Genomic DNA, 24733 nt, shown 5'->3' with positions numbered 1-24733 from the left:
TCCAGCACCTCACTTGTTTGATTTTTTGTTTTTATTTAGAGATACCTTGATTCCATCTGAACCATTCATCTTCATAAAAGTTTTAATATTAAGCACATTTGTGCATTATAATAATAAATGTGCAAAACAATCGTCTACAGTATAGCGGGGGGGTCTAAATCCGTCAAACTGTTGAATACGCGGGGGCGTTGTAACATGGATCGAAAAGAAGATAAGAAGCTGCTTATTAAAATAGCACAAATGTATTATGAACAGAATTTAACGCAGAGTGAAATCTCCAGCCAACTTGGTATATATCGTACCACCATCAGCAGGATGCTAAAGAGGGTACGTGAAGAAGGGATCGTTACAATAACTATTAATTACGATACTGGCGATCATTTTACATTGGAGCAGGAGCTGAAGGAGCGGTTCGGGCTACGGGAAGCCATTGTTGTCGAGGTAGATCCTGCACAGTCCAGCACGATTAAACGCAAAGCTATAGGACAAGCCTGTGCGAGATGGCTCGAGCAAGTGCTTCTCCCGAAAGATACGATTGGATTTTCTTGGGGAAGCAGCTTAGCTGCCGTCGTAGATAGCCTAACACAAGCCCAGAGACCATTTGTAACCTGTGTACCTACGGTCGGCGGCCCATCAGGAAAGATGGAGAGCGGGTACCATGTAAATAACATCTGTTATCAAGCTGCTCTAAAATGGGGTGCGCGCTCGTTAATGATTGATGTTCCAGCGATCACGGAGCAAAAGGAAACTAGAGATCAACTGATGAATTCCCAGTATTATCAGACCATTGCCAAGGCGTGGGACCATCTGGATATCGCTGTGTTCGGCATCGGATCGCCGGAAATGAAAGGGGAAGAGGCGTGGCGCGGTTTTTATGGCGATGCAGTGATTGCTGAGCTGGAGAATGGAAAGGTCGCTGGTGACATCTGTTCACGATTCTATGATGGCAACGGGATTCCCGTGCATACCGGAATATCGGATCGAACACTGACCATTGAGCTGGAGCAAATTAAGCAAGCACGGTATTCGATTGGTGTAGCGGAGTCACTTGAGAAGGTAACGGGGATCCTTGGGGCACTAAATGGGGGTTATATGAATGTACTTGTAACGACCCAAGAAACAGCGCAGAAGATATTGGAGTAGTAACTACTAAATGTAAACAATTGAATTTCGTGAAAATAACCTGAAAATGGCATGTAAATTGCTTAAAATTTTGCTTGTAAGCACCAGACAGAGCGTGTAAGATATACAAGGTATTCATATTGAACATTTATAAAAATATAAGTTTCACATTATACATTATCCTTATATTTGCTTGTCAACTCATATAATCTTGGGAATATGGCCCATAAGTTTCTACCGGATAACCACTGTAATTATCCGACTATGAGTGAAATAGCGCATCTAGGGTTCCGCTTCCTGACTATGGAAGGACTGGACCGAGCGATGCGGACACTATGCAGTGTTACACCACTAAGGGACAAAAACCCAGAAGGACAAATTCACTTGAGAGAAACGACTCAAGGGATTTGTCCTTTTTTTGTTTTTAATTCAGAAGGAGAGATCAAGTTTACTATGAAGGTACTTCAAGAGCGCATCAGACAAGAGGGTCTTATTTTATCAGATACGGTACTAAAGGTAGATTCATTTCTGAATCATCAGGTGGATACGGAGCTTGCCTTACAAATTGGACAGGAGTTCAAGCGGTTGTTCGGACATTTGCCTATCACTAAAATCATCACTATTGAAGCGAGTGGCATTCAATTTGCCATGGCTACGGCCATCGCCTTAGGCGTACCGTTTGTATATGCGAAGAAGAAGAAAGCAGTGACCTTATCTGAAGCGGTCTATTCCGCGCCGGTACATTCTTTTACACGCAAAGAGGATTATATGGTTAGTGTCTCGCAAAAATATATCGGACCAAGCGATAAGGTGCTTATTGTAGATGACTTTTTGGCTACTGGTGCTGCTCTTGTTGGACTGGTTGATATCGTGCAAGAGGCTGGCGCTGAACTCCTTGGCGTTGGTTGTGTGATTGAAAAATGCTTCCAAGAAGGCCGGAGTCTACTCGAGGATAGAGGGATAGAAGTCCATGCTTTAGCCCGGATTACATCTATGTCACCAGGTGAAATTCACTTCATTGATAATGAAAGTTCAAAAGAGCCAATCAAGGAGAGTGCGAGATGTTAAGCAAGAAAAAAGTATTTGCATTAGGATTTCAGCATGTACTGGCGATGTATGCCGGAGCAGTTGTTGTTCCGCTGATCGTAGGGAACGCGCTGAACCTGAATGCCACCCAAATGGCCTATCTTATCGCAGCTGATTTGTTTACTTGCGGGTTAGCTACTTTGCTGCAGATTATGGGCACAAAGTATTTTGGCAGCAGGCTGCCGGTTATTCTTGGATGTACCTTTACGGCAGTAGGGCCGATTATCGCTATCGGCAGTGCCAACAATTTGGCGACGGTGTACGGAGCAATTATTTTATCTGGTTTATTCGTGGTACTGGCGGCCCCCCTTTATGGGAAGCTACTGAGGTTTTTCCCAACGATAGTAACGGGCTCAGTCGTGACCATTATTGGGTTATCTCTTATTCCTGTAGCTATGAATAGCGTAGCTGGCGGAGAAGGCAGCGCTGATTTTGGGAATCCCCGCAATTTGTTGCTTGCACTGATCACGCTGCTGGTCATTTTAGCGGTTAACCGTTTTACTACAGGATTTCTTCGCTCGGTCTCTGTCTTGATAGGTCTTTTAGTGGGTACAATTATTGCTTATGGAATGGGCATTGTTAGTTTCTCTACAGTAGGTGAAGCCTCTTGGGTAAGTGTTGCACAGCCTTTCTACTTCGGATGGCCTCAGTTCAATCTTACGGCTATTTTGACTATGATCATTGTTAATATTGTTAGTATGGTGGAGTCCACAGGTGTTTACTTTGCGATTGGTAAAGTGACGGATCAGAAAGTGGAACAAAAGCAGATCGTAAACGGGCTGCGTTCGGAAGGTTTGGCGATTATGCTGGGCGGGATCTTTAATGCATTTCCGTACACAGCATTTTCGCAAAATGTAGGTCTGGTCTCGCTGACTCGGGTCAAAACTCGGAATGTTATTTTTGCAGCCGGCGGGATTATGGTTGTGCTTGGACTACTGCCTAAATTGGCGGCTCTGACAACAGTTATTCCCAATGCCGTACTGGGCGGAGCGATGATCGTGATGTTCGGATCGGTTGCTGTTTCCGGGATGTCGATTCTGTCAGAGGTAGATCTGCGTAAGGATGGTAATCTGCTGATTGCCGCTTGTAGTATCGCTGTTGGTTTGGGTTCGGCAACTGTACCTGCAATGTTCGATCAATTGCCTGAATTCGCTCGGATGCTGCTGCAAAACGGTATCGTATCCGGTTCCCTTACAGCGATTGTGCTGAATATCTTCCTCTCCAAGACAAAGGATAATGTTCTGGCAGAAGATCCTGCTGCCCCTATTCTAACGAAAGAAACTCAAGTTTCTTAATACGTCTAATTCATGTTAAAAGACCAAGCTCTGGTGTGCTGAAACCTAAGCTTGGTCTTTTTCTCATGCTCAGAGCTTGTGCATATGCACAAAAAAATAGGTTGTCCCGTCAATATTATTGGGTTTGTAAGCGCAGTATACTCAGTTTAGAAAGCGTTATCAAATTACACACTGTATAGTGTCAAATTCTTATACTAGGGGGCAACTAGAGATGGAAGGCACAGTAATTAACTGGATGGGCGCGATTGCGGGATTGATTCTGGCCGTCGTATTGATTTTCAAAAAGGTTAACCCGGTCTACGCACTCTTTTTAGGCGCGATTGCCGGAGGAATATTAGGCGGGGCATCCATTGCAGAGACAGTACAATATGTCATCGACGGAACGAATAGTGTTATGGGGGCAGTTGTACGTGTTCTCGCAGCTGGTGTGCTGGCCGGGGTATTGATTGAATCAGGGGCAGCCGAACGAATGGCCGAGACCATAGTAGATAAGCTTGGCGAAAAGAAAGCGTTATTATCTATAGCGCTGGCAACTATGATTATTACAGCGGTAGGCGTATTCATCACAGTTGCTATCATTATTGTCGCTCCAATCGCTTTGTCCGTAGGTAAGAAGATCGGCATTTCCAAAACCGCTTTGCTGCTCGCACTGGTCGGTGGCGGTAAAGCCGGTAACATTATTTCACCGAACCCGAACACCATTGCCGTAGCTAAAGGCTTTGATGTAGATTTGGCTCAGGTCATGATTCATGGATTCATCCCAGCCATTGCGGGTCTGATTGTCACTGTTATTATTGCTAATCTGCTGGTCAACAAAGGTGTGAAAATTGCAGAGGGTGACGTTGTAACTAAAGAGGAAGACAGTACTAAGGTTAAACCTAGCTTTGGCCGTGCCATCGTCGCTCCAGTTGTCGCTATTTTACTTCTAGCCATTAACCCAATCGGAAATATTCTAAATATTGAATTGCTGAAATCATTTAAAGTCGATTCTATGATCATCTTGCCTCTTGCCGGCATTATTGGATTGATTGCTATGAAACAAACGAAGAACATCATTTCATTTACAACCTCAGGGTTAAATAAAATGACAGGTACAGCCATTATCCTGATTGGTGCTGGTGCTATCGCTGGTATTATCTCAAAATCGGATTTGAGTGCTACTGTTGTAGATGCAATAACGGCTATGGGGATTTCCGGAACGTTCCTTGCGCCAATTGCAGGGATCCTGATGGCGGCTGCTACAGCATCAACCTCTACGGCTTCTATCGTGGCTGCCGGATCATTTGGTCCCGCTATTCTTTCGATGGGCACAGCGCCGCTAAATGCAGCAATTATGGTGCACACCGGGGCTACAGTCATTGACCATCTGCCACACGGTAACTTCTTCCACGTGACCGCTGATTCCGTTAAGATGAACATTAAGGACCGGATGTCACTGATTCCTTATGAAAGTCTCGTGGGTCTGACGATGGCTATCGTCGCCACTATATTATACGGCTTCATCCTATAATTTATATTTGCAACTAGAAGGGACGGATATTCTATGAATAAAGACTTTGTCATCGTATTGGCACCGGATTCTTTCAAGGAAAGTATGACAGCCAAAGAAGCTTGTGAAGCCATGGAAAAAGGCATTCATAAAGTAAATTCTAATATTACTTGTATTCATGTACCCATGGCAGATGGCGGCGAAGGAACGATGCAGTCCTTGGTCGATGCAACGGAAGGTACAGTATATATAACAAAAGTTAAAGGACCACTGGGCAATGAAGTTAGCGCATCCTACGGAATCACAGGAGACGGGCTGACAGGGGTGCTGGAAATGGCTAGTGCGAGTGGCATTCAGCTGGTATCCCCAGAGACACGTAACCCGTTGATTACAACTACCTACGGGACAGGACAATTAATCAAAGCATGTCTGGATCGTGGGGTCAGCAAGCTGCTGATCGGTATCGGTGGCAGTGCCACCAATGACGGAGGCGCCGGGATGGTGCAGGCATTAGGCGGCAGGCTGCTGGATGCCGAAGGCAATGAGCTGTTGTTTGGTGGTGGGGAGCTCGGCAGATTAGCCCGTATTGATCTGAGTGGATTTGACCCTCGCCTTAAGGATGTACAGGTTGAAGTGGCCTGCGACGTTACGAATCCATTATGTGGTCCGACTGGGGCTTCCAATGTATTTGGTCCGCAAAAAGGGGCTACTTCGGATATGATCAAACAGCTGGACAGCAATCTGCATCATTATGCGAGTGTCATCAAAGAGCAATTGGGTTTCGATATTATAGATATGTCTGGTGCTGGTGCAGCGGGTGGCCTTGGGGCAGGACTGGTGGTGTTCTTAAACGGAATATTAAAAAAGGGCATTGAGCTTGTGATCGACTATACTGGACTTGAAGAAAAAGTGCAGCAGGCGGACATGGTGTGGACCGGGGAAGGAAGCATCGATTTCCAGACCCAATATGGCAAGACCCCGCTTGGCGTTGCTGAGGTCGCTAAGAAATATAATAAACCTGTGCTGGCTTTTGCGGGACGGATCGGCGATCAGACGGAAGTGCTGTATGATAAAGGGATTGATGCTATTTTTGGGATCATGCCAGGTGCAGCTTCATTGGAGGATGCCTTGAATAAAGGGCAAGAGAATCTGGAAAGAACGGCTGAGAATGTGGCTAGGTTAGTCATGTTGAACCAAGGAAGCTGATTGAATTATACAAAGTGATAGAGGGGCTGACTGAACGGAGTCAGCCCCTTTTTCTTTTTTAAGGTAGAAGCTTTCTGAGTAGAATATAAAGGGACAGGAGGTACAGACATGAAGATATCGAAATCACTTGCAGGACAAATAGCACAAGAAATGATGAGCGTAGTTCCTTATAACATTAATGTTATGGATGAGAGCGGCTTTATTGTGGGGAGCGGAGATCTGAAACGGGTCGGAACCTTACATGAGGGAGCGAGAATAGCCATTCAAAGTGGGCATGTCTTTGAAGTGTACGAGGATGGCAGCGGCATGAAGCCGGGGGTGAATGAACCCATTATTATAGATCATAAAGTTTTGGGTGTGGTAGGTATTACGGGACATCCAGATGAGGTTAGGCCGTTTAGTAAGCTGGTCAGAGTCACTACTATATTACTTATTGAGCAGGAAGCAAGGAACAAGCTGGAACAGGATGAGCGAGTAAAACGTGTGAAATTTTATCATGAATTGTCTTATCGTAAAGAAGCATATGATCTTGAGTTTCTGGAACGGGCGGGCAGCTATGGGCTTGATCTTAAGAAAAAATGCTGGGCGATCCTAGTGGAAGGCGATGTGAACGGAAAAGAATTCAAAAATGTATTTAGGTCCTATCCACATTACTGGAATTTGGAGAATGATAAGGCGGTTTTTTTTATAACGGATGTTTTTCTTTATAAAGAGCTCATAGGAAAACTAAATTCATGTGCGAATGTGGGGCGAATAGGTTCTGGCGAAGCAGAGGAGTTAGCTGCTTATTCACTTGAACAGGCCCAGGCGGCGATTAGTGTTGGTAGTAGAGTCGACCCGCTCAAGATACTGTACACTTATGAAGAACTAAGATTCTTAATTCATCTCTCCTATGACGGGGCAGAACGGCCCGGGACGATTTATGCTCTACTGGATCAGTCGGGCGATAAGACAGGCCTGATTGAAACACTGCAAGTATTTATTGCTGAGAATGGGGACCATAATCGTACTGTACAGAAGCTGAATATTCACCGAAATACACTGAACTACCGGCTTAATCGCATTCATACATTAACGGGCAAAAATCCACGCAACTACATGGAGTTGTTTGAATTGTTGTGCGGATTGATGTGGCGTAAGTAGTCTAAATCCCCCTATTCCAATTGCCATCCTGATTTTATAGGCATAAACTTAGATAAGCTTGTATAGATAAATTAGGACAGGGATGGATAGGAATGAATGAGAAAGTAGTAATGAATGATAAAGTAGTCATGCCATTATGGACCATGTGCCTTTTTATCGTAGTGATGAACACAACGATGTTTAATGTATCACTTCCAACCATTATTCAGGATCTCCAAATTTCTGCTGATCTAGGTTCATGGGTAATTTCGAGCTATTCGATTGGATATGCTTTATCGACGGTTATTTATAGCCGCTTATCAGACGTGGTGCCGATTCGGAGACTTTTGACCGTTGGCTTAATTACTCTCGGGTTGGCCTCAGTGTTTGGATTATTTGCGCATGACTTTAATACATTATTGATAACGAGAATAGTACAATCTGCTGGCGCGGGTGCGATGGCTGGATTGGGTCTCGTACTGGCTAGCCGTTATGTGCCTATTGAAAGACGTGGTGCGGCTATCGCCATGATCTCCGCAGGGAGTGCAATGGCCTTTGGTTTGGGCCCGATTTTTGGTGGTGTCATCAGTCAGTATTTTGGCTGGAACGGGTTATTCGGAATTACTTGCCTTGTGCTTGTTGTATTGCCAGTACTACTGCGGTTATTACCTAAGGAACAGCCGAAGCCTGCAAGCTTTGACGTTATTGGGGCGGCGCTGACCGTTGTAAATGCAGCAAGTCTGCTGGTAGCCGTAACCACCCAATCTCTGGTATGGTTGGCAGTGGGCGTAGTGTCTATTATCGTGCACGCTTGGTATTTGAAGAAGGCGAAGGAATCCTTTATTAACCCGCAGCTGCTAAAAATGCCGGGATACTTGAAGCTAGTTACCATAGGCTTTTGTATTCTGGTGCTGAACTTGGGGAATTTGTTCCTGATGCCGCTTGTGCTCGCTAATCTGTTTGGTAAATCCGCGTTGATGATTGGTTTGTTTATCGCACCAGGTGCGTTATTATCTGCATTTCTTACCCGTTTTGTTGGACGTTTTATTGACCGGTATGGCAACTTGCGCTTCTTAATCATAGGGCATTGTATTCTTGCCGCTGTTATGGCTGCATTTGCGCTGAACCTTTCTGTATCTCCTGTAGTTCTTCTGCTTGGTTATCTTTGCTTCTCTCCGGCCTTCTCGGCGACAATGGCATCCTTAAATAATGAAGCTTCTCGGGTTCTTCCGCGAACTTGGATTGGTTCAGGTATGGGGCTTTTACAACTGATTCAGTTCTTTGGAGGTTCTGTATCTGTTGCGGTCTGTGGGCTGTTGCTGCATGCTCAGCGTGATCTTGCGCCGGCAAAAGCATATGAGCATGTATACGGACTGTTGCTCGTTGTCAGCTTGTGTTCGTTAGGAGTTCTCCTTTTATATAGACGTTCTTATTCCAAAAGTAATGCTGGGCAATCTATACAAGCTTAGAACTGAAACGAAAAGGTGATAAAAACGTATCAGATGCTATAGCAGATATAAGGAAGGAATGGTAATAATGGATAACGGGATGAGTGTAGTTTTAATCGAAAAAATGCCAGAAGGTGATCTACGAGTGATTGAAGAGCGTACGTGGAGCATGAATATGATAACTGCACTTGAACATGTCAATTATATAGTGGTGGGCAGTAAGGAATATGAGGCGGTTGAAGGACGACTGAATGTGGATGAAGGCAAGCTGGAGCTTTTGCTTGTTCCGATGCACACTGAGGGATAGAAGATCATCAGGGAAGGAGAACCTTACGATGGCTAAAGAAGAAAGGGATAAGGAATTGCCTGCATCAAAATTATTTACCGCAGATGGCAAACCCATCCGTGTATTATCAACATCGCTAGGCATAGCCTTATTAGCGAATGCTATGTTTATTCCTGGCGGAGCGGGGGCTAGCGCGAATACTTCTGCGGGCGAACCACAGCTAGTCTCTTGGTCTAATGAAGAGGTTAAAGCTTATTTTGATAAAAATGTGGATTGGAATATTCCCTACCCCGAAGAAGGTACGAAAGAGGTAGAGGAGCAAGGCCAAGGCGTAGTAACTTCAAACGGAACAACGGTAGTGAATAACTATGGCGGTTATCATTCAGGTTTTGGCTGGACGGATTTGCTTCTGTATCACATGTTGTTTAACAGCGGTGCCAATTACTCCTCCAGAGGATGGGCTAAGGACCGTCCTACCTATTATGGAGGCACGAGAACCACTTATAAACCACCTACTTATAGCAGCGAAAAGTTTCAGAATAAAAAGGTGCCCGGTTCTGTAGTGAAACCTAAAACCTCAACCTCATCCACGGGTTCCATCACGAGAAGAGGTTCCTCTTCAAAGAACGGAATCGGTGGCACTTCCAGTGGCTTAAACTCTTCGAAGAACTCTAAATCAAGCTCAGGCTCGAAATCTTCATCGAGATCTGGTTCCAGTAAGAGTGGTTTCGGCGGATGAGTGATCAGCAGAGCGTGTTTGAGATTCTAGATTTGTCTGATCTGGAGCGGGGCCCACGGGTACAAGCGCTGCATGAGCTTGGGTTCACTTGGGCAGATCTAGAGGAAGAAGAGTACTGGATGGATGCAATAGCTGTGATGCGCAGCGACATTTATAAAGAGCTTGAGGAAGCCTCCGCAAAGCTGTGGGCTATCCTCGATAAAGCGGTTCGGTATATACATCTAAAACGCGATTTGTATGAGCTGCTGGGCATTCCTCCTGTTCTTTGGGAGATGCTTGACGGGTTTTCTATTCCGGAAGAAGGTCTAATCAGTCGGTATGCAAGGTTCGATTTTGCGATAGCTAATGATGGAACCATCAAGCTTCTGGAACTGAATGCCGATACACCTACAGGTTATGTGGAGGCTTCCATAGCAACACCTTGGATCTGTGAACAGGCGGGTGTGACTAGTCCAAATCATGCGATGAAGGAACAACTTGCCGCAGCCTGGCAGATAGAACGACCAGATACCGCAGCTTGTGTTGCTTATGGCTCTCATCTTGAAGATTCGGGTACGATTGAAGCCTTGGCCAGACATAGCGGGCTTACTATTCAGTGTGTGGATTGTCTCGATCTGTGGGTCGATGAGGGCATTTTGAAGGACGGGGAGGACCGGGTGATAAAGCGGATGTTCGCCCTATATCCTAAAGAGTGGATGGCCGTCGATGAGGGTGGAGATGCACTTGCCTATGCTGTTGAACAGGGAAATCTTCAGCTTTTTAATGGACCACACAGTATCCTGTTGCAGTCTAAGGGATTGATTGCAGCTGTGTGGGGAATGTATGAGCTTGGCTTATTATTTGACAATGAAGAGCGTGAGGCGATCTCACGTTATATTTTGCCGACTTATAATAAGCCTGTGTTCTCTGGCAGCTTTGTGTCCAAATCTGTATTTGGCCGCGAAGGCGGTTCTGTACGTCTCTTTGACGATAGTGGAACTCTAGAAATTGAGGACGAAGAGGGTTATGATAGCAGTCAGCTTTTTCCCTCTGTATATCAAAAAAGAGCTGAACTAGCCCGAATACACACCGCCAAAGGTGAATTCCACCTACTGACAGGCATGTTCGTCATTAATGGGAAGCCGTGTGGGCTGCTCGGCCGGGCTGGCGGACTGATTACGGGCAATGCCAGTCATTTTATCGCGTTGGGAGTGAGATAGTTGGATAAAAGTAAGGCTATAAACAAGTCGTCTACCAGATTAGTAAAGGCCCGGATCGGGGCTTTATGTATGATGCTTCTAACGGTATTGCTGCTTAGTGCATGTTCCAGTAATCAGGGGAGTGTGTTTGATTCAGGCACTGCGAAAACTTCTGACAGTGTTGCACGGGTACCTTGGGATTACCGGGTTGTGGAGAGTACTGTAGGTGATCTAATTGGTAGCGATATGACGGTGTTGCCGGATAATGAGCTGCTGCCGAATGATGAGAATTATGCTACTGGCGATAAAATATGGACACTGCAGTTCATGGACGCTGAGCTGATCACAGATGCCGACCAACGCAATGAAGTCCGCCTCTCTTCCTGGACGACCATTAAATCGTATCCCGATGAAAAAACAGCAGTCGAGGATCTTACCAACCTTAAGGTATCGGTAACTACAGATGTTGATCTTGTAGGAGTATACAAGACAAAATATAATGAGAAGACAAGAAACTTTGCCGTCCTCGAGCTGCCTTCCGGCAACCGGATCAAGCAGCCGATAGACGATGAGCGTTATGCAGCATTAGAGAAAGAAAAGACCGCTTCCGTAGTCCTTGAGGAAGTACATGATTTCGCCGATTATGACTCGGCATATGCGAAATTTCGGGGGTGGGCAAAGTGACGATTGTTGTTAATTTAATAGTCAGTATATTTGTGATTATTCTTCTGCAATTGTTGGGTATGGTTATCTTTGGCTTGATGACCCCGTTCAAGGATATGGAAGAGCTGAAAAAAGGGAATGTGGCTGTAGCTCTAGCGCTTGGCGGCAAATTTCTCGCTACAGCAATTATCATTGGAGTAGCGGCGTATACGAATACCTCTATTCTGCATATGATCATTTGGTTTGCTGTCGGTTATGTGTGCCTCATCGCTGCTTATTGGATTTTTGAATTGGCGACCCCAAGCTTTAAAATTTCAGAACATCTGGAAAAAGGCAATGTGGCAGTAGGCACCATGCTCTGCTTGGTGTTTATCGGCACAGCATTTGCAGTCAGCAGTTTGATTGTTTAGTTCACAAATCGCAGATGGACATGGATAAGGCTGCCCTCAGTAATAACCTCGAGAGGCAGCTTTATTAATGTGAGGAAGGGATGGCAGATGCATTTTTTTCTGAGAATATCCAACAGGATGATGCGTTTACGCAAACGGTCGATCGGTCTGATTATTTTGATCTTTATAATTCTTAGCGCATCGATAGCTTACCTGCTTGAACCGAGTACATTCCACAACTGGTTTAATGCCTTCTATTGGGTCATGACAACGATGGCCACCGTTGGGTATGGAGATTATTTTACAGAGACTGTAGTGGGTAAGCTATTCACCATGTTTCTGTATATTTTTGGGATTGGTCTTCTCAGCTTGGTTATTGGCAAGGTCATTGACTCTATTGCAGAGGTGCAGAGAAGGAGAGGAGCAGGAACTTTGAGCTTCCGGGGAAAGGATCATGTGATATTAATCAATTGGAGTAAGAAAGCGCAAGCTGCGGTAGATGAGGTGTTATGCTATTCACCTAAATGTCATATCGTCATCATTGATGAGATAGGACGGCATCCGCTGGAGCATATGGAACAGGTCCACTTTGTAAGCGGTGATGCTTCCAGCGATGAGATTCTCCTTAAAGCTAACATACACGAAGCTAGGGCAGCCATTGTGTTCGGAGACACACGGATTGATGAAGCATCGCTAATTGACGGGAAATCTCTGCTTATCGCCTCCAGCATTGAGCGCATAGCGCCACAAGTACATACTACCGTAGAAATTATGCAGGAGAAGAATATACAGAATTTCAGGCATGTTCAGGTCAATGAATTCGTTCTGTCGCATGATGCCATTTCTAGATTGGCAGTCCGATCCGCTCTGCAAGAGGGGAATTCAGAGGTGATTACGCAGCTGCTGAGCCGCCAGTATGGGGATGATATTTATGAGATTCCAGTGAATAGTGCATGGAAGACCTATGGGCAGGCGTTTCAGGAATTGCTCCTTCAAGGTGCAACTTTACTCTCGGATCGTAGTGACCTTAGCATCAATCGCAAGCTGGACCAGCCTATTCCTAAAGAGGCTAGATTATATATTGTTTCGGATGAAGAGACATATCGGAGAATTAAAGGTTAGGTCAGTGAGCGAGTAAAGCGGATTTTCGGGAGAATGGCTTCTCGGAATTCCGCTTCTTTTTGTTTGCCGTTCCTTCCTTAAGGGTAAGAGATGAATATTATCGTTACTCTACCTTTCGGAAGGAGCCATTGTTAATGAGTGAACAGCAAAAAGTGAACGGAAATAGCAAAAATGAGCAACTGGAACAGTTTCGCAGTAAGGACGAAGGTCACGCTTTAACAACCAATCAGGGATTGAAAGTGTCCGAGGATGAGTTCTCCCTAAAAGCCGGTGACCGGGGGCCAACCTTGCTGGAGGATTTTCATTTTCGGGAAAAAATGACCCATTTTGATCACGAGCGGATTCCTGAGCGGATCGTGCATGCACGCGGATTTGCCGCCCACGGGGAGTTTGAAGTATATAAATCGTTGAAAGAATATACGAAGGCGAAATTCCTTCAAGATCCGTCCGTGAAGACCCCGGTGTTTGTCCGGTTCTCAACGGTAGCAGGATCACGGGGTTCAGCCGAAACTGTGCGGGATGCCCGGGGCTTCTCGACCAAATTTTATACCGAAGAAGGCAACTATGATTTGGTAGGCAATAATATGCCGGTCTTTTTTATACAGGATGCGATTAAATTCCCTGATCTAGTGCATGCGCTTAAGCCGGAGCCGCATAATGAAATGCCTCAGGCAGCATCAGCCCATGATACCTTCTGGGATTTCATCGCCAATAATCAGGAATCGGCCCATATGGCGATGTGGCTGATGTCCGACCGCGCCATTCCGCGCAGCTTCCGGATGATGGAAGGGTTTGGAGTTCACACCTTCCGTCTGATCAATGAACAGGGGAAAGCGCATTTTGTTAAATTCCATTGGAAACCAGTGCTTGGTGTACACTCTTTGGTGTGGGACGAAGCACAGAAAATATCCGGAGCGGACCCTGACTTTCACCGCCGTGATTTATGGGAATCGATTGAAGCCGGCAACTTTCCGGAATACGAGCTGGGCATTCAGCTTCTTAGTGAAGAAGACGAATTCAAGTTTGATTTCGATGTGCTGGACCCTACAAAGCTATGGCCAGAGGAAGTCGTGCCCGTGCAGATCGTTGGGAAAATGACCTTGAACCGCAACGTGGATAATGTTTTTGCCGAAACGGAGCAGGTGGCTTTCCACCCCGGACATGTAGTGCCAGGGATTGATTTCACCAATGACCCCCTACTTCAGGGCAGATTGTTCTCTTATACGGATACCCAGTTGATTCGGCTTGGAGGTCCTAACTTCCACGAACTGCCGATCAATAGACCGGTTTGTCCTTTTCACAACAACCAGCGTGACGGATATGGGCGGCAGACGATTAATCAGGGCACTGTGAGTTATCATAATAATTCTCTGGCCCAAAACACGCCGAGACCTGTCCCAGAGGCTGAAGGCGGTTATGTGCATTATCAAGAAAAGGTTGAGGGCCGTAAGGTACGGAGCCGGAGTAAAAGCTTTGAGGATCATTTTTCACAAGCCAAGTTATTCTGGAATAGTATGAGCCCTCCGGAACAATTGCATATTATCGAAGCTTATTCTTTTGAGCTTGGAAAGGTTAAGAGTAAGTCGGTCCGACAGCAGGTCGTAAATATGCTTGCTAACATTACCTCCGAGCTTGCTGTACCTGTGGCAGAAGCCATTGGAGTAGCGGCTCCAGAAGTTGGCGGTTCCGAGGTCACTCAAGCTTCCCCTGCCTTAAGTCAGGCTAATACGAAAAAACATCCCAACACGCGGAAAGTAGGCGTGATTATCGGAGATGGTTTTGATGAAGCTGCGGTAATGCCTGTGTTGGACACGCTTATGGGAGCTGGGATACAACCGGAGCTAATCAGTGATAAGCTTGGATTTATTAAAGGCTCAAGCGGCACAGAGCTTGAAGTCATCCATACCTTGTCCACTACAGATTCGGTGCTCTTCGATGCGATTTATGCGGCTGGTGGAAATGCGGAACGCAAGAAATTCCATAAAGATGCAGCGTTATTCCTCAACCAAGCCTATGCACATTTTAAACCTATCGCGATGACGACAATACTTGCTGAGCTGCTTGCAACAGATGAACATAGAAGCAGTCCGGGAGTCATAATAGGCGATGGTGGGGAAGTTTTCGCGGCTAGCTTCGTTGCAGCCATTACTGCCCATCGTTTTTGGGAACGTATGGAATAAAGTAAGTAGATGACAGAAAAAGGAGGATCTGCTCGTCAGAAGGCGTGTGGATGCCTCTTTTTTTTCATCTAATGGTTTCATAAATTTAACATTTGGATTAAGGATGTGATGTATATTACCGTTATAGATAATACTAGGCAATATAAGCAGATGCTTAGAGAGGTGATTTTTTGAGGAAAGAGATAGCTGTTGCTGTAGTGGTACTTACAGGTTTTACAGCATTAACAGCATGCGAGCAAACAGCAATGCCGGCATCAACACCCTCGCCCTCCGCGAATGTTCATACAACAGAGCCACCGAATCCTACGGGTTCGGCTAATAATGATATGGGGGACCTTTCACAGGAATTGGATGCTTTAGAGCAATTTATTGTTACGAAGCTTACCGGCTCGTCCGGTGTTTATACGAATTTAATTGAAACAGAGCAATCCGGGGAAGCAGCAAGCGGCCATGAGATTCTAAGTGAGTCTGCCTCTCTGAGGATGCTGGCAGCCGTACGGAGTGGTGAGAAAGAGCGATTTGCAGAAGAATGGGCGCTGGCTAAGCAAACCTTTGATATGAAGGGTGGTTTTAGCTACCGATATAGCCCTAAACAGCAGAAATTATATCCTGTGAATGCTGCCGTTGATGACTTACGTATCATTCGTGCGCTTTATGAAGCGGGGGATACGTTTAGAGATAAACAATATACAGAAGAAGCGGCTAAGTATGGTGAGAGGTTTTATAACTATAATGTAAAAAATGGATATATGTATGACTTCTATGATGAAAATTACAAAAAAACCAACACATTCGTTACTTTATGTTATATTGATTTAGGTACAATGCAAAAATTGTCGGTTTCTGGAGAATCTCGTGACTTTTTGTTGAATAATATGAGCGTTATTCTGAAAGATGGATATTTATCAGATGAGTTTCCCTTCTATGAAACAAGGTTTAATTATGAGAGTGGAACCTATAGTTCGGAGAATATCAATACAGTAGAATCGCTACTGTCTATTCTGGCTTTGGCAGAGGTAGACCAGCAGAAATCCTCCAGCATTAATTTTATCAAGCAGCAGGTCGAGGCTGGCACATTATATGGACAATATTCGCGTGAGGGAAAGCCGCTTAACGATATTCGCTCAACAGCCATTTACGCCATTACGGCTATGATTGGTGCCGAGATCGGAGACGATGCACTCTATCGCAAAAGCATTGAAAGAATGAACGAGTTCAGAATAACCGATGCCGGCAGCTCACTGTATGGAGGCTTCGGCGATGTAGCTAGTGGCCAAGCCTATTCCTTTGACAATCTGATGGCATCATTGGCCTATGTCTATTAATTTAAACCTATAGTAACGAAGGTGAATCTGCATGATAAACAACACGGTGAAATCACCTCTGAGGCAGGGGATGACACTCGCTAACCTACCGTTGCCATTGTCCCCGGCTTTTATCACTGCTGTTGGAGTGTTGCTTATAACCATCATCGCCTTATTTACCGCCCCGTATGTCGGAATGGCGGATAATGGTGATTTTTTTCGCAGCATCTATAGTAACGGAATTTATTTCAATCTGCCGGATTATGACGAGCAATACTTTGGTTATTTTGTAAAGCAATATGGAATCTTTCAATATTTTAATGAGAATGGCGCGACATTATTTTCTTCACAGTCCCTATTTATCCAGCTGGCCATTGGACTTAATAAGCTGTTTTTTAGCAGCGAGGTTTTCGATATCCGGTTTCAAGCAGTCATTTACACGATTTTATATGTTGCGGCGATCTACTTATTAATAGAGGCTATTACATGGGGGATGACCCGCAAGCAGGGATGGGTCACTGCAGGTATTGCTATTTTTATATTTGGAGATACCGGGTATACCGCTTATTTCAACTCCTTTTACGGTGAGAGCGTCGTGATGATCACGATGATTACTATGTTCGCAGCTTGGTTGTTGTTATATCAAAAAAGATACAATGACTACGTGCTGCTGGCCCTGTTCTTGATCAGTACGATTATCCTGACTACTTCCAAGCAGCAAAATGCGCCAGTGGGTATAATCATTGCGGTTCTGGGGTGTTCAATCCTTTGGATTCGCAGGGATAAGATCTTTCGTATTCTGACCCTGGTTTCCCTTGCTTTGATCCTGTTCGCAGGTGTGTTCACTTATTTGAATATCTCGGATGAGTTCGTGAATATTAACCAGTTCCATGCCATGACCCGAGGGGTGCTGAAGGATTCCTCCGATCCGGAGAAGGCACTGAAGTCATTCGATATTGATGAACAATATGCCATCTTGAAAAATAGCATTTACTACGAGAAATACGGAACTATTGATGTGAATTCGCCGATCCTCCAAGAGAACTTTTACAGTCGTTACGGATTTGTTTCGATCCTTAAATACTATATATCGAATCCGGATCAGCTTAACTCGATTCTTAATGTAGCTGCTCAAAGTGCATTCTCGATTAAACCAGCGGCGATGGGCAATTACGAGCAATCTGTTGGGAAGGAATTTCGAGCACAGAGTCACTTTTTTACTGGATACAGTCAGCTGAAAAAGGCTTTAGCACCACGAACGATAGGTTTTATCTTCCTTTGGACAGTGCTTGTCATCGGTCTGTATATGCCTTCCTTTGTAACAGCCATTAAGGCACGCAATTTTAGAGGATTGCAGCGGATGGTATTGATTGTCGCTACGATAGGCATTGGTCTTTCAGGCATTTTTGTATCGATTATCGGTGCCGGTGATGCCGACATTTCCAAGCATGAATTCTTGTTCACTTTATCTTTTGATTTGGTGACCTTTTTGACAGTATCTAGTGTGATCGGACGCAGATTCTCCAAAAATCGCAAAAAGCCGGTTAACGAGAGCCCCACCATGTCTAGTCCATTTACAAAGCCTCAAAAGGATGTGAGTGTTTGAAGCGCAGAGGGATCTTATACTGTATATTGCTGCTGACGCTGAGCTTAACCATCCTATTGCTGCCCGCCACTCCTGTTCAATCTGCTGCATCGCCACAACAAGTCTTACTGCTCTATGACAGCCTTGCCAAGGGGACCTCTAAGGATGGAAATGTGACTGAACTTCAACGTCTGCTGGCAGCTTACTCGACAAAGGTTACACTTCGAAGCCTAGATCAATACGAGCAGGGGATGCTGAAAAATTACTCCAGAGTGATCATGGTCCGTAACGAAGCGGATATTTCGATCACGAATAAATCCTATATAGAGGATTGGGAGCATTATCAGGGGCAGTATTTGCATATCGGGTACAACCCACCCGCTAGTCTAACGAAGGCGTTACAGCTAACCACTGATGTGATCTATGACGGGAGTGCTGAGCTCGAAATCGGACAGTTCTCCGGAATTCAAGCTAAGGTGCAGGATATGCCTTATATTGTAGCGAGTCAGGCGGTCAAATCCTTCGGTCAACTCTCTTTTGCGGAGGAGGGTCTGCAAGCACCGTACGCTGTGAGTAAGGGGAATGATACATATGCCCCATATTTTGAACAAGGGAATGTCAGTACGCTGGGGATGGCGTATGTTCTGAAGGATTGGCTCCATATCACTGCTACTCCTAAAATGTACCTTGCGATCAAAGAAATCTATCCTTTCTCCGATCTGCGACTGCTGGCAGAAACGGGTGAGCGGCTGTATCAACTGGGGATTCCGTTTCTTGCAAGTGTGCGGCCTGTGTTCAGCAATACCGACTATCCGGCCATGCAGCGTTATTTAGTGGCTATGAAAAGTGTGCAATCCAGCAATGGAAGCATTCTGGTCAATGCCCCAGTGGTGATGCCAACGATAAGCTCCAGTGACCATACGCTTAAAGGAAAGATGAATGATTTCATCAATCTGTTGGCCGAAAACGGGCTTGGGCCGCTTGGAGTCGGAGCGGAAATGCATTGGTCGTATGACAAAGAGTATTCAGAAGCGGGGATGAGCTTTTTTGATTCTGTGGTGTTATATCCGGATGAACAGATTGATTATATGGAGCAGAGCGACACCTCTAAATCCTTTCCATCCTCTTTATATAGCGTTCCGCTGGAATTTCTTCAAGCTTTGCATACATCCAATAAAGTGATACCGCATTTGCCGATGGATACTGTAATCACCGTCGACATGCCCGAGGATGAGCGTCAGCTTGAAGAAATGCTGCGAAGTCTGGAACGGAATTGGGTTTCTTTTGCCGATTATAAGCAAGAAGAGCATCAGGTCGTTACTGATCAGAACACAATCTCCTCATTAGATGGAATGATTTCTATTAATGGACAACCTCTAAGCCTGGACTATACACCGGAAACAGTGGATAGCGATTATCGCTACACAGAGGAGCAGCAAAAGAGCTTCACCCGACTTTTTAATATTCAGAATCAATTTTTTATTGTTGTGATCATGATTTCTCTGCTGCTGTTTGGCGGATTGTTGATGATCGGATACCGGTTATATCGCAGAAAGTTTTTGAAATGAGACAACTAATCGTGATTTGGAGGACCCTATGACGATTTCAGACGTGCTGATGGTGATTGCGGTGATCTGTATTTGGTCTCTGCTGCTGGTGAATGTGACCCTCATTATCGCGGGCTATCTATATTACATTAAATCCGAAAATGAGGATATACCAGAGATAGAGGGCGAATATCCTTTTGTTTCAATTATGGTTCCCGCTCACAATGAGGGGGTAGTGATTTGTAAGACGGTTGAATCTCTGCTGGCGCTGGATTATCCGCAAGATCGGTATGAGATTATTGTGATTAATGATAACTCCTCTGATAACAGTGCCGAGCTGCTTGCGGGCATACAATCCCGAAATCCGGGGCGTCAGCTGGTAGTCATTAATACGGATGCAGTTACAGGAGGCAAAGGCAAATCCAATGCCTTGAATATAGGCTTTACCAGCTGTAAAGGGGAGCTAATCGCCATTTATGATGCCGACAATACTCCGGAGAAAACAGCTTTGCGTTATCTGGTTGCTGAGATCATGCATGATTCCAGCCTCGGTGCGGTGATTGGGAAGTTCCGGACCCGTAATCGTGATGCAAGTTTACTGACCCGGTTCATTAATATTGAGACCTTATCCTTTCAATGGATGGCTCAAGCGGGACGCTGGAAGCTGTTCAAGCTTTGCACTATTCCGGGAACCAATTTCATTATGCGCAGGTCAATTGTGGAAAGCATCGGTGGTTGGGATGTTAAAGCGATAGCCGAGGATACAGAAATCAGCTTCCGGATTTATATGATGGGTTACCAAATCAAGTTCCAGCCGAAATCTGTCACGTGGGAGCAGGAACCACAGACCTTGAAGGTCTGGTTCAAGCAGCGAACCCGCTGGGCGAAGGGTAATATTTATGTCATTGTCAAAAATATTCCGCTGCTGTTCAATAAATCGGCCGCAAAGGTCCGGTTCGATATTCTTTATTTTCTATCCATTTACTTCTTACTGCTGCTGTCGTTAATCACCTCGGATGTGCTGCTGATCCTGCATGCTTTGGGTTATGTGCATACTACTATTGCAGGTCTTAGTAATTTCTTATGGCTGCTCGCTATTATTCTTTTCGTTGTGGGGACCTTCATCACGCTAACGACAGAAAAGGGCGAGATGAGCTTGTCCAATCTAGGGATTGTAATGTTGATGTATGTGTCTTATTGCCAGCTGTGGATGGTTGTCGCGGCTAACGGATTATATCTATATCTGAAAGACCTCATCTTCAAAAGAGAAGCCAAATGGTATAAGACGGAGCGCTACTAACGAGGCACCAAAAAGTCATATGAGAAAAATGTAATCACAGGAGAAACAGAACATGAAGATAAAAAAACAGCTGGTTATACTGTTAACCTGCCTCTCCCTTTTGTTAATTCCAATCCATCCTGCTGCCGCAGAGACGTTGCCGCAGGATCATAAGTCCACTTACACAACCTCATTTACGGGAACGGACTCGTCCTTAACAGGTTCGAGTGCCCAGCAGCAATATTTTGAGGTTCTGGATTATTGGAATGTGGATCAAGTAAAGATCAAACTGCATTTTCAAATTTCACAAATTACCGAAGAGCAGATTTCTAGTGTTACCTTAACGCTAAACGGCAGCCCGTTCTATACGTTTCGTCCGTCACTACAAGACAACGGCGAACAGCTGTTGACCCTTGCGGCGCCCAAGGGGTTTCTGAAAAAAGGGACGAATACGCTGGGCATTCAGGGCTATTTGAAGACAGATCGTCAAGATGACCTCTTTTGTTCGGTCGATGAAACGTCGGATAATTGGCTGCATCTGTTCAATACGTCCAGTGTTAACGTGATTTATACCGCAAAGCCCTTGAGTGGAGGGATCAGTGACTTCAGCGAGCGATTCGCCGGGATAGATACCTTAACAAAGAATCAGAGTATTCTGACTGTACCGGACAAAAGCACGGCGGCAGAAATGGAAGCAGCCACTTATGCTCTCTCCGGGTTTGTTAAGGGGATTACGTTAAATGATGAGACTATTCCCTTGCTTCCCTACCGGGCAGACACTGTGCAGAATAAGGCCGCAGTTGTACTGGTAGCTATGTATGACAGAGTACCAAGCGAACTGAAAGCTCAGCTAAGCTCCACTGAAGATTTGGGTACGCACGCGCTGCTCCAGCTAGTGAATAAGGATACCCAGCCCACCTTGGTTGTAACCTCGAAGGATGAGAACTTGCTGATTAAAGCGGGTCGTTTGATTGCTAATCCAGAGCTGATCGGGCAGATCACCAGTGATCTGAAAACAGTAACGGATGCTACAGAAGTATCAGCACCTGCGCTTTCGATTAGCTCTAACATCACGTTCACTGAGACAGGTGATAAACTGACCGGGGCACATCATCAGGAGCAGACGTATTTTATTTCATTGCCAGCGAACCGCTCGATTGCCGATTCCGGTAAAATCAGCCTGGATTTCCGTTATGCACAGAATTTGGATTTTACTCGTTCATTGGTTACCGTGAGCATCAATAATACTCCGATTGGCAGTAAGAAGCTGACCAAGGAACTGGCGAATGGCGATATTCTTAATCTCTCGGTGCCTCAGAATTTGAATATCTCCGGAAATTTCTCGGTGACAGTGGCTTTTGATTTGGAGATCGAAGGAGCCAGATGTATTATCGATCGGGACCAAATGCCGTGGGCTTATATCAGTAAAGATTCTGTAATGCAGCTGAATACGAAGGATCGCACGGATCTCTTATTTAATAACTATCCATATCCGTTCATTCGCGATGGGATCTATAATCATGTGGCGGTTGTACTGCCCGAACAAATGGATGATTACGCCTATTTAAGTGTATCGAATATCTTTAATCTGCTTGGTAAATATGCCAGCGGAAATATAGGGAATATCCAGTTCTATACCGATACCGTCAACGCCGATCATTTGAAAAATAATAATATCATCGCTATTGGTGCTTATAAGAATAATAAGGTGATCCGTGATCAGAATGCTAAGCTTTATTTTCAATATAACGGAGATGGAACCACAATTCGCTCCAATGAGAAAATGAGTATTGAAGAGCAATACGGCGCACGAATCGGAACACTGCAGCTGATTGATTCGCCATTTGAGGCGGGACGTGCATTGCTCGCGGTTACGGGGGTCAGCTCGGAAGAGTATTACTTAGGATCGAAGCTGCTCGCTACAGAGCGGGATAAATGGAAGGTGTTTGGCGATGGCGCAATCGTTGATAAAGACGGTAATGTCAGCGCACACCGCTTCAAAACAATCACTGGAGCAGCCGAGGACTCTGTGGCCCAGAAAATAATGGAACGGTCGGATGTACTCAGTTTTATCATCGTGATTTTACTGGTGCTGACGCTGGTAGTTCTATCGCTGATCCTACTGCTTCGCAAACACATGAAGAAACGTGGTGATAAGCGTGAGACGTAATCGCAGCTTAGTGTCGGACATCGCTCTCTTATCATTCCTGGTGTTATCGTTCCTCTGTATCGTCTTTATTGCAGGTGCACCGGATGATTACCTCCAGAATATTATCATTTTAACGGTGGCTTTTATTCTGGCCATTGTTACGTATTTTACGACGGTCACTGCGGGGCTGGTCTTGAATCTGGTGTTTATCTTTGCTTACGGATTCTACACGATGTACCAGACGATAACGCTGGGGGAAACGATTAGCCTGAATACTTATTTCTGGTTAATTATGACTCCGCTATTAACGGTCGTTCTATGGGTATTCACTTTAAGCAGCCGTGATTTGCAGGTGGAGAATGAGCAGCTACGCAAAAAGACTGCCAATATGGCTATCGTAGATGAAAACACAAATTTGCGGAACAGTATTTCTTTTCAGACGGATGCTACATTATTTACAAGCATTTCGACCCGCTATCAGATTCCGCTCACCCTGCTAGTGGTGAAGGTGAAGTATTGGAAAGAGATCAGACGGATCATTCCTGAAGATCAGCTGGCAGAAGCTATCTATGACGTGTCTCAGCTTAGTCAGGCGAGTATTCGTACCAATGATGCACTCTATCTGCTAGATAAGGATGAAGCAACATGGGGCCTGCTGCTGTTCACGGACAGCGATGGGGCGAAGATTGTGATCGAGCGGATTAAGCTCAAGCTTCAGGAGTTGAATGACAATAATTTCTCCAGAAAATATAAGGTCAGCCTGGGTCTTAAGATTGGGGCGGTCGAATACCAAGCCGGCACGATTGAGAATCCGCTGGATTTCATTGTTCAGGCCAAAAAACAGCTGGAGTACGACGTGTAGGCCAGCTTAAAAATCAACGGTTTCACTATCAGCCTCTGTATGGATGGCGATGAGCACGCTTGCCGGCTCATCGCCTTTATTTATGACCAGATGTGGCACACAGGCATTCCAGCTAAAGGAATCCCCCGCTTGGAACATCCCGAAATCTTCACCTTGCTCCGCATAAACCTCACCTTTTATTACTAAATGGACCTCTTTGCCTTCGTGCGCCTGCGGAGTTTCACCCGTAGAAGTACCCGGAGGGAAATGGACAAGCACCATTCGTACACCACCTGCCGAGCTTAAATGCTCAACTTGCAGTTTATCACTTCCGCTACTGGTGATTTGCCGCTCCTTGGAGCGTACCACCTGCATCCGCTCTTCCTTTTTTAACAGCAAATAAGCCAACGGAACGTTCAGCGCATCCGCAATCAGGCTAAGGGTTGCAATCGAAGGAGAGGTCTTATTAGTCTCAACTTGGCTCATAAAACCTTGTGACAGGCCAGTAGTTTCACAGATTTGGGCAATCGTAATATGTTTTCTTTTACGGATTGTACGAATGTTTGAACCTATATTCATTAGTAAAGCCCCTTTTGATATTAGTAATAGCAAATATATTTTTATATTAACAAATTATTAATTGACATACTAGCTAGAGGTTTATAATATTATCTTTACAAATATTATTTTTGTATTACAAATA

At 45.1% G+C, this 24733-nt stretch carries 21 protein-coding genes and 1 riboswitch; of the genes, 20 read left to right on the top strand and 1 reads right to left on the bottom strand.

Annotated features, from left to right (window positions below):
• The first annotated feature begins 195 nt into the window (after nt 1–195).
• The 20 genes from NYE58_RS34865 (at nt 196) to NYE58_RS34770 (ending at nt 24051) form a co-directional block, all read left to right on the top strand.
• A complete protein-coding gene (locus tag NYE58_RS34865) occupies nt 196–1143 on the top strand; it encodes a sugar-binding transcriptional regulator (RefSeq protein WP_076276278.1) in 948 nt (315 codons plus the stop codon).
• A 160-nt stretch (nt 1144–1303) separates the two neighbouring features.
• Nucleotides 1304–1407, top strand: a riboswitch (purine riboswitch).
• 168 nt (nt 1408–1575) lie between these two features.
• Nucleotides 1576–2190 (top strand): xanthine phosphoribosyltransferase, encoded by a 615-nt coding sequence (locus NYE58_RS34860; RefSeq protein ID WP_036682464.1) that lies wholly within the window; start codon nt 1576–1578, stop codon nt 2188–2190.
• Nucleotides 2184–3503: a nucleobase:cation symporter-2 family protein gene (locus NYE58_RS34855; protein ID WP_341004118.1), complete on the top strand. Its 1320-nt coding sequence runs from the start codon at nt 2184–2186 to the stop codon at nt 3501–3503. The genes NYE58_RS34860 and NYE58_RS34855 overlap by 7 nt, the downstream gene beginning before the upstream one ends.
• Nucleotides 3504–3714: 211 nt before the next feature.
• Nucleotides 3715–5013 (top strand): GntP family permease, encoded by a 1299-nt coding sequence (locus tag NYE58_RS34850; protein ID WP_076218260.1) that lies wholly within the window; start codon nt 3715–3717, stop codon nt 5011–5013.
• A gap of 33 nt (nt 5014–5046) precedes the next feature.
• Nucleotides 5047–6198, top strand: coding sequence for a glycerate kinase family protein (locus NYE58_RS34845; protein ID WP_076218259.1), 1152 nt, complete (start codon nt 5047–5049; stop codon nt 6196–6198).
• 108 nt (nt 6199–6306) lie between these two features.
• Nucleotides 6307–7341 (top strand): CdaR family transcriptional regulator, encoded by a 1035-nt coding sequence (locus NYE58_RS34840; RefSeq protein WP_076181893.1) that lies wholly within the window; start codon nt 6307–6309, stop codon nt 7339–7341.
• Between the two features lie 92 nt (nt 7342–7433).
• Nucleotides 7434–8789 (top strand): MFS transporter, encoded by a 1356-nt coding sequence (locus tag NYE58_RS34835; RefSeq protein WP_256718952.1) that lies wholly within the window; start codon nt 7434–7436, stop codon nt 8787–8789.
• A gap of 79 nt (nt 8790–8868) precedes the next feature.
• Nucleotides 8869–9075 carry a hypothetical protein gene (locus NYE58_RS34830; protein WP_232061479.1) on the top strand — a complete coding sequence of 69 codons (207 nt, stop codon included), beginning with the start codon at nt 8869–8871 and terminating at the stop codon, nt 9073–9075.
• A gap of 28 nt (nt 9076–9103) precedes the next feature.
• Nucleotides 9104–9793 (top strand): hypothetical protein, encoded by a 690-nt coding sequence (locus NYE58_RS34825; protein WP_076124098.1) that lies wholly within the window; start codon nt 9104–9106, stop codon nt 9791–9793.
• Nucleotides 9790–10992: a glutathionylspermidine synthase family protein gene (locus NYE58_RS34820; RefSeq protein WP_076218257.1), complete on the top strand. Its 1203-nt coding sequence runs from the start codon at nt 9790–9792 to the stop codon at nt 10990–10992. Before NYE58_RS34825 ends, NYE58_RS34820 begins: the two co-directional genes overlap by 4 nt.
• 69 nt (nt 10993–11061) lie before the next feature.
• Nucleotides 11062–11655 (top strand): signal peptide protein, encoded by a 594-nt coding sequence (locus tag NYE58_RS34815; protein ID WP_341004338.1) that lies wholly within the window; start codon nt 11062–11064, stop codon nt 11653–11655.
• Entirely contained in the window at nt 11652–12044 is a 393-nt protein-coding gene (locus NYE58_RS34810) for a DUF350 domain-containing protein (RefSeq protein ID WP_038573772.1), read from the top strand. The genes NYE58_RS34815 and NYE58_RS34810 overlap by 4 nt, the downstream gene beginning before the upstream one ends.
• An 87-nt stretch (nt 12045–12131) precedes the next feature.
• A complete protein-coding gene (locus NYE58_RS34805) occupies nt 12132–13145 on the top strand; it encodes a potassium channel protein (protein ID WP_341004115.1) in 1014 nt (337 codons plus the stop codon).
• Between the two features lie 134 nt (nt 13146–13279).
• A complete protein-coding gene (locus tag NYE58_RS34800) occupies nt 13280–15325 on the top strand; it encodes a catalase (protein WP_076276276.1) in 2046 nt (681 codons plus the stop codon).
• A gap of 170 nt (nt 15326–15495) precedes the next feature.
• The gene (locus tag NYE58_RS34795; protein ID WP_081387421.1) at nt 15496–16650 is read left to right on the top strand and encodes a glycosyl hydrolase family 8; all 1155 of its coding nucleotides are present in this window, start codon (nt 15496–15498) and stop codon (nt 16648–16650) included.
• A gap of 31 nt (nt 16651–16681) precedes the next feature.
• A complete protein-coding gene (gene wsfD / locus NYE58_RS34790) occupies nt 16682–18235 on the top strand; it encodes a glycan biosynthesis hexose transferase WsfD (protein ID WP_076276275.1) in 1554 nt (517 codons plus the stop codon).
• Nucleotides 18232–19782: a hypothetical protein gene (locus NYE58_RS34785; RefSeq protein WP_341004114.1), complete on the top strand. Its 1551-nt coding sequence runs from the start codon at nt 18232–18234 to the stop codon at nt 19780–19782. Before wsfD ends, NYE58_RS34785 begins: the two co-directional genes overlap by 4 nt.
• 28 nt (nt 19783–19810) lie before the next feature.
• On the top strand, nt 19811–21061 hold the full coding sequence (locus NYE58_RS34780; RefSeq protein WP_036682179.1) for a glycosyltransferase family 2 protein: 1251 nt from the start codon (nt 19811–19813) through the stop codon (nt 21059–21061).
• Nucleotides 21062–21113: 52 nt separating this feature from the next.
• Nucleotides 21114–23210 carry a cellulose biosynthesis cyclic di-GMP-binding regulatory protein BcsB gene (locus tag NYE58_RS34775; RefSeq protein WP_081398165.1) on the top strand — a complete coding sequence of 699 codons (2097 nt, stop codon included), beginning with the start codon at nt 21114–21116 and terminating at the stop codon, nt 23208–23210.
• The gene (locus NYE58_RS34770) at nt 23200–24051 is read left to right on the top strand and encodes a diguanylate cyclase domain-containing protein (RefSeq protein WP_036682174.1); all 852 of its coding nucleotides are present in this window, start codon (nt 23200–23202) and stop codon (nt 24049–24051) included. The genes NYE58_RS34775 and NYE58_RS34770 overlap by 11 nt, the downstream gene beginning before the upstream one ends.
• Before the next feature lie 6 nt (nt 24052–24057).
• Here the strand turns inward: NYE58_RS34770 and NYE58_RS34765 are convergent, their stop codons facing one another.
• Nucleotides 24058–24609, bottom strand: a complete 552-nt coding sequence (locus NYE58_RS34765; protein WP_076191653.1) for a helix-turn-helix domain-containing protein — start codon at nt 24607–24609, stop codon at nt 24058–24060.
• Nucleotides 24610–24733: the final 124 nt, after the last annotated feature.

It is taken from the genome of Paenibacillus sp. FSL L8-0708 (assembly GCF_038009325.1).
GTDB lineage: Bacteria > Bacillota > Bacilli > Paenibacillales > Paenibacillaceae > Paenibacillus_AQ > Paenibacillus_AQ odorifer.
This window is presented reverse-complemented; position numbering and strand designations above follow the sequence as displayed.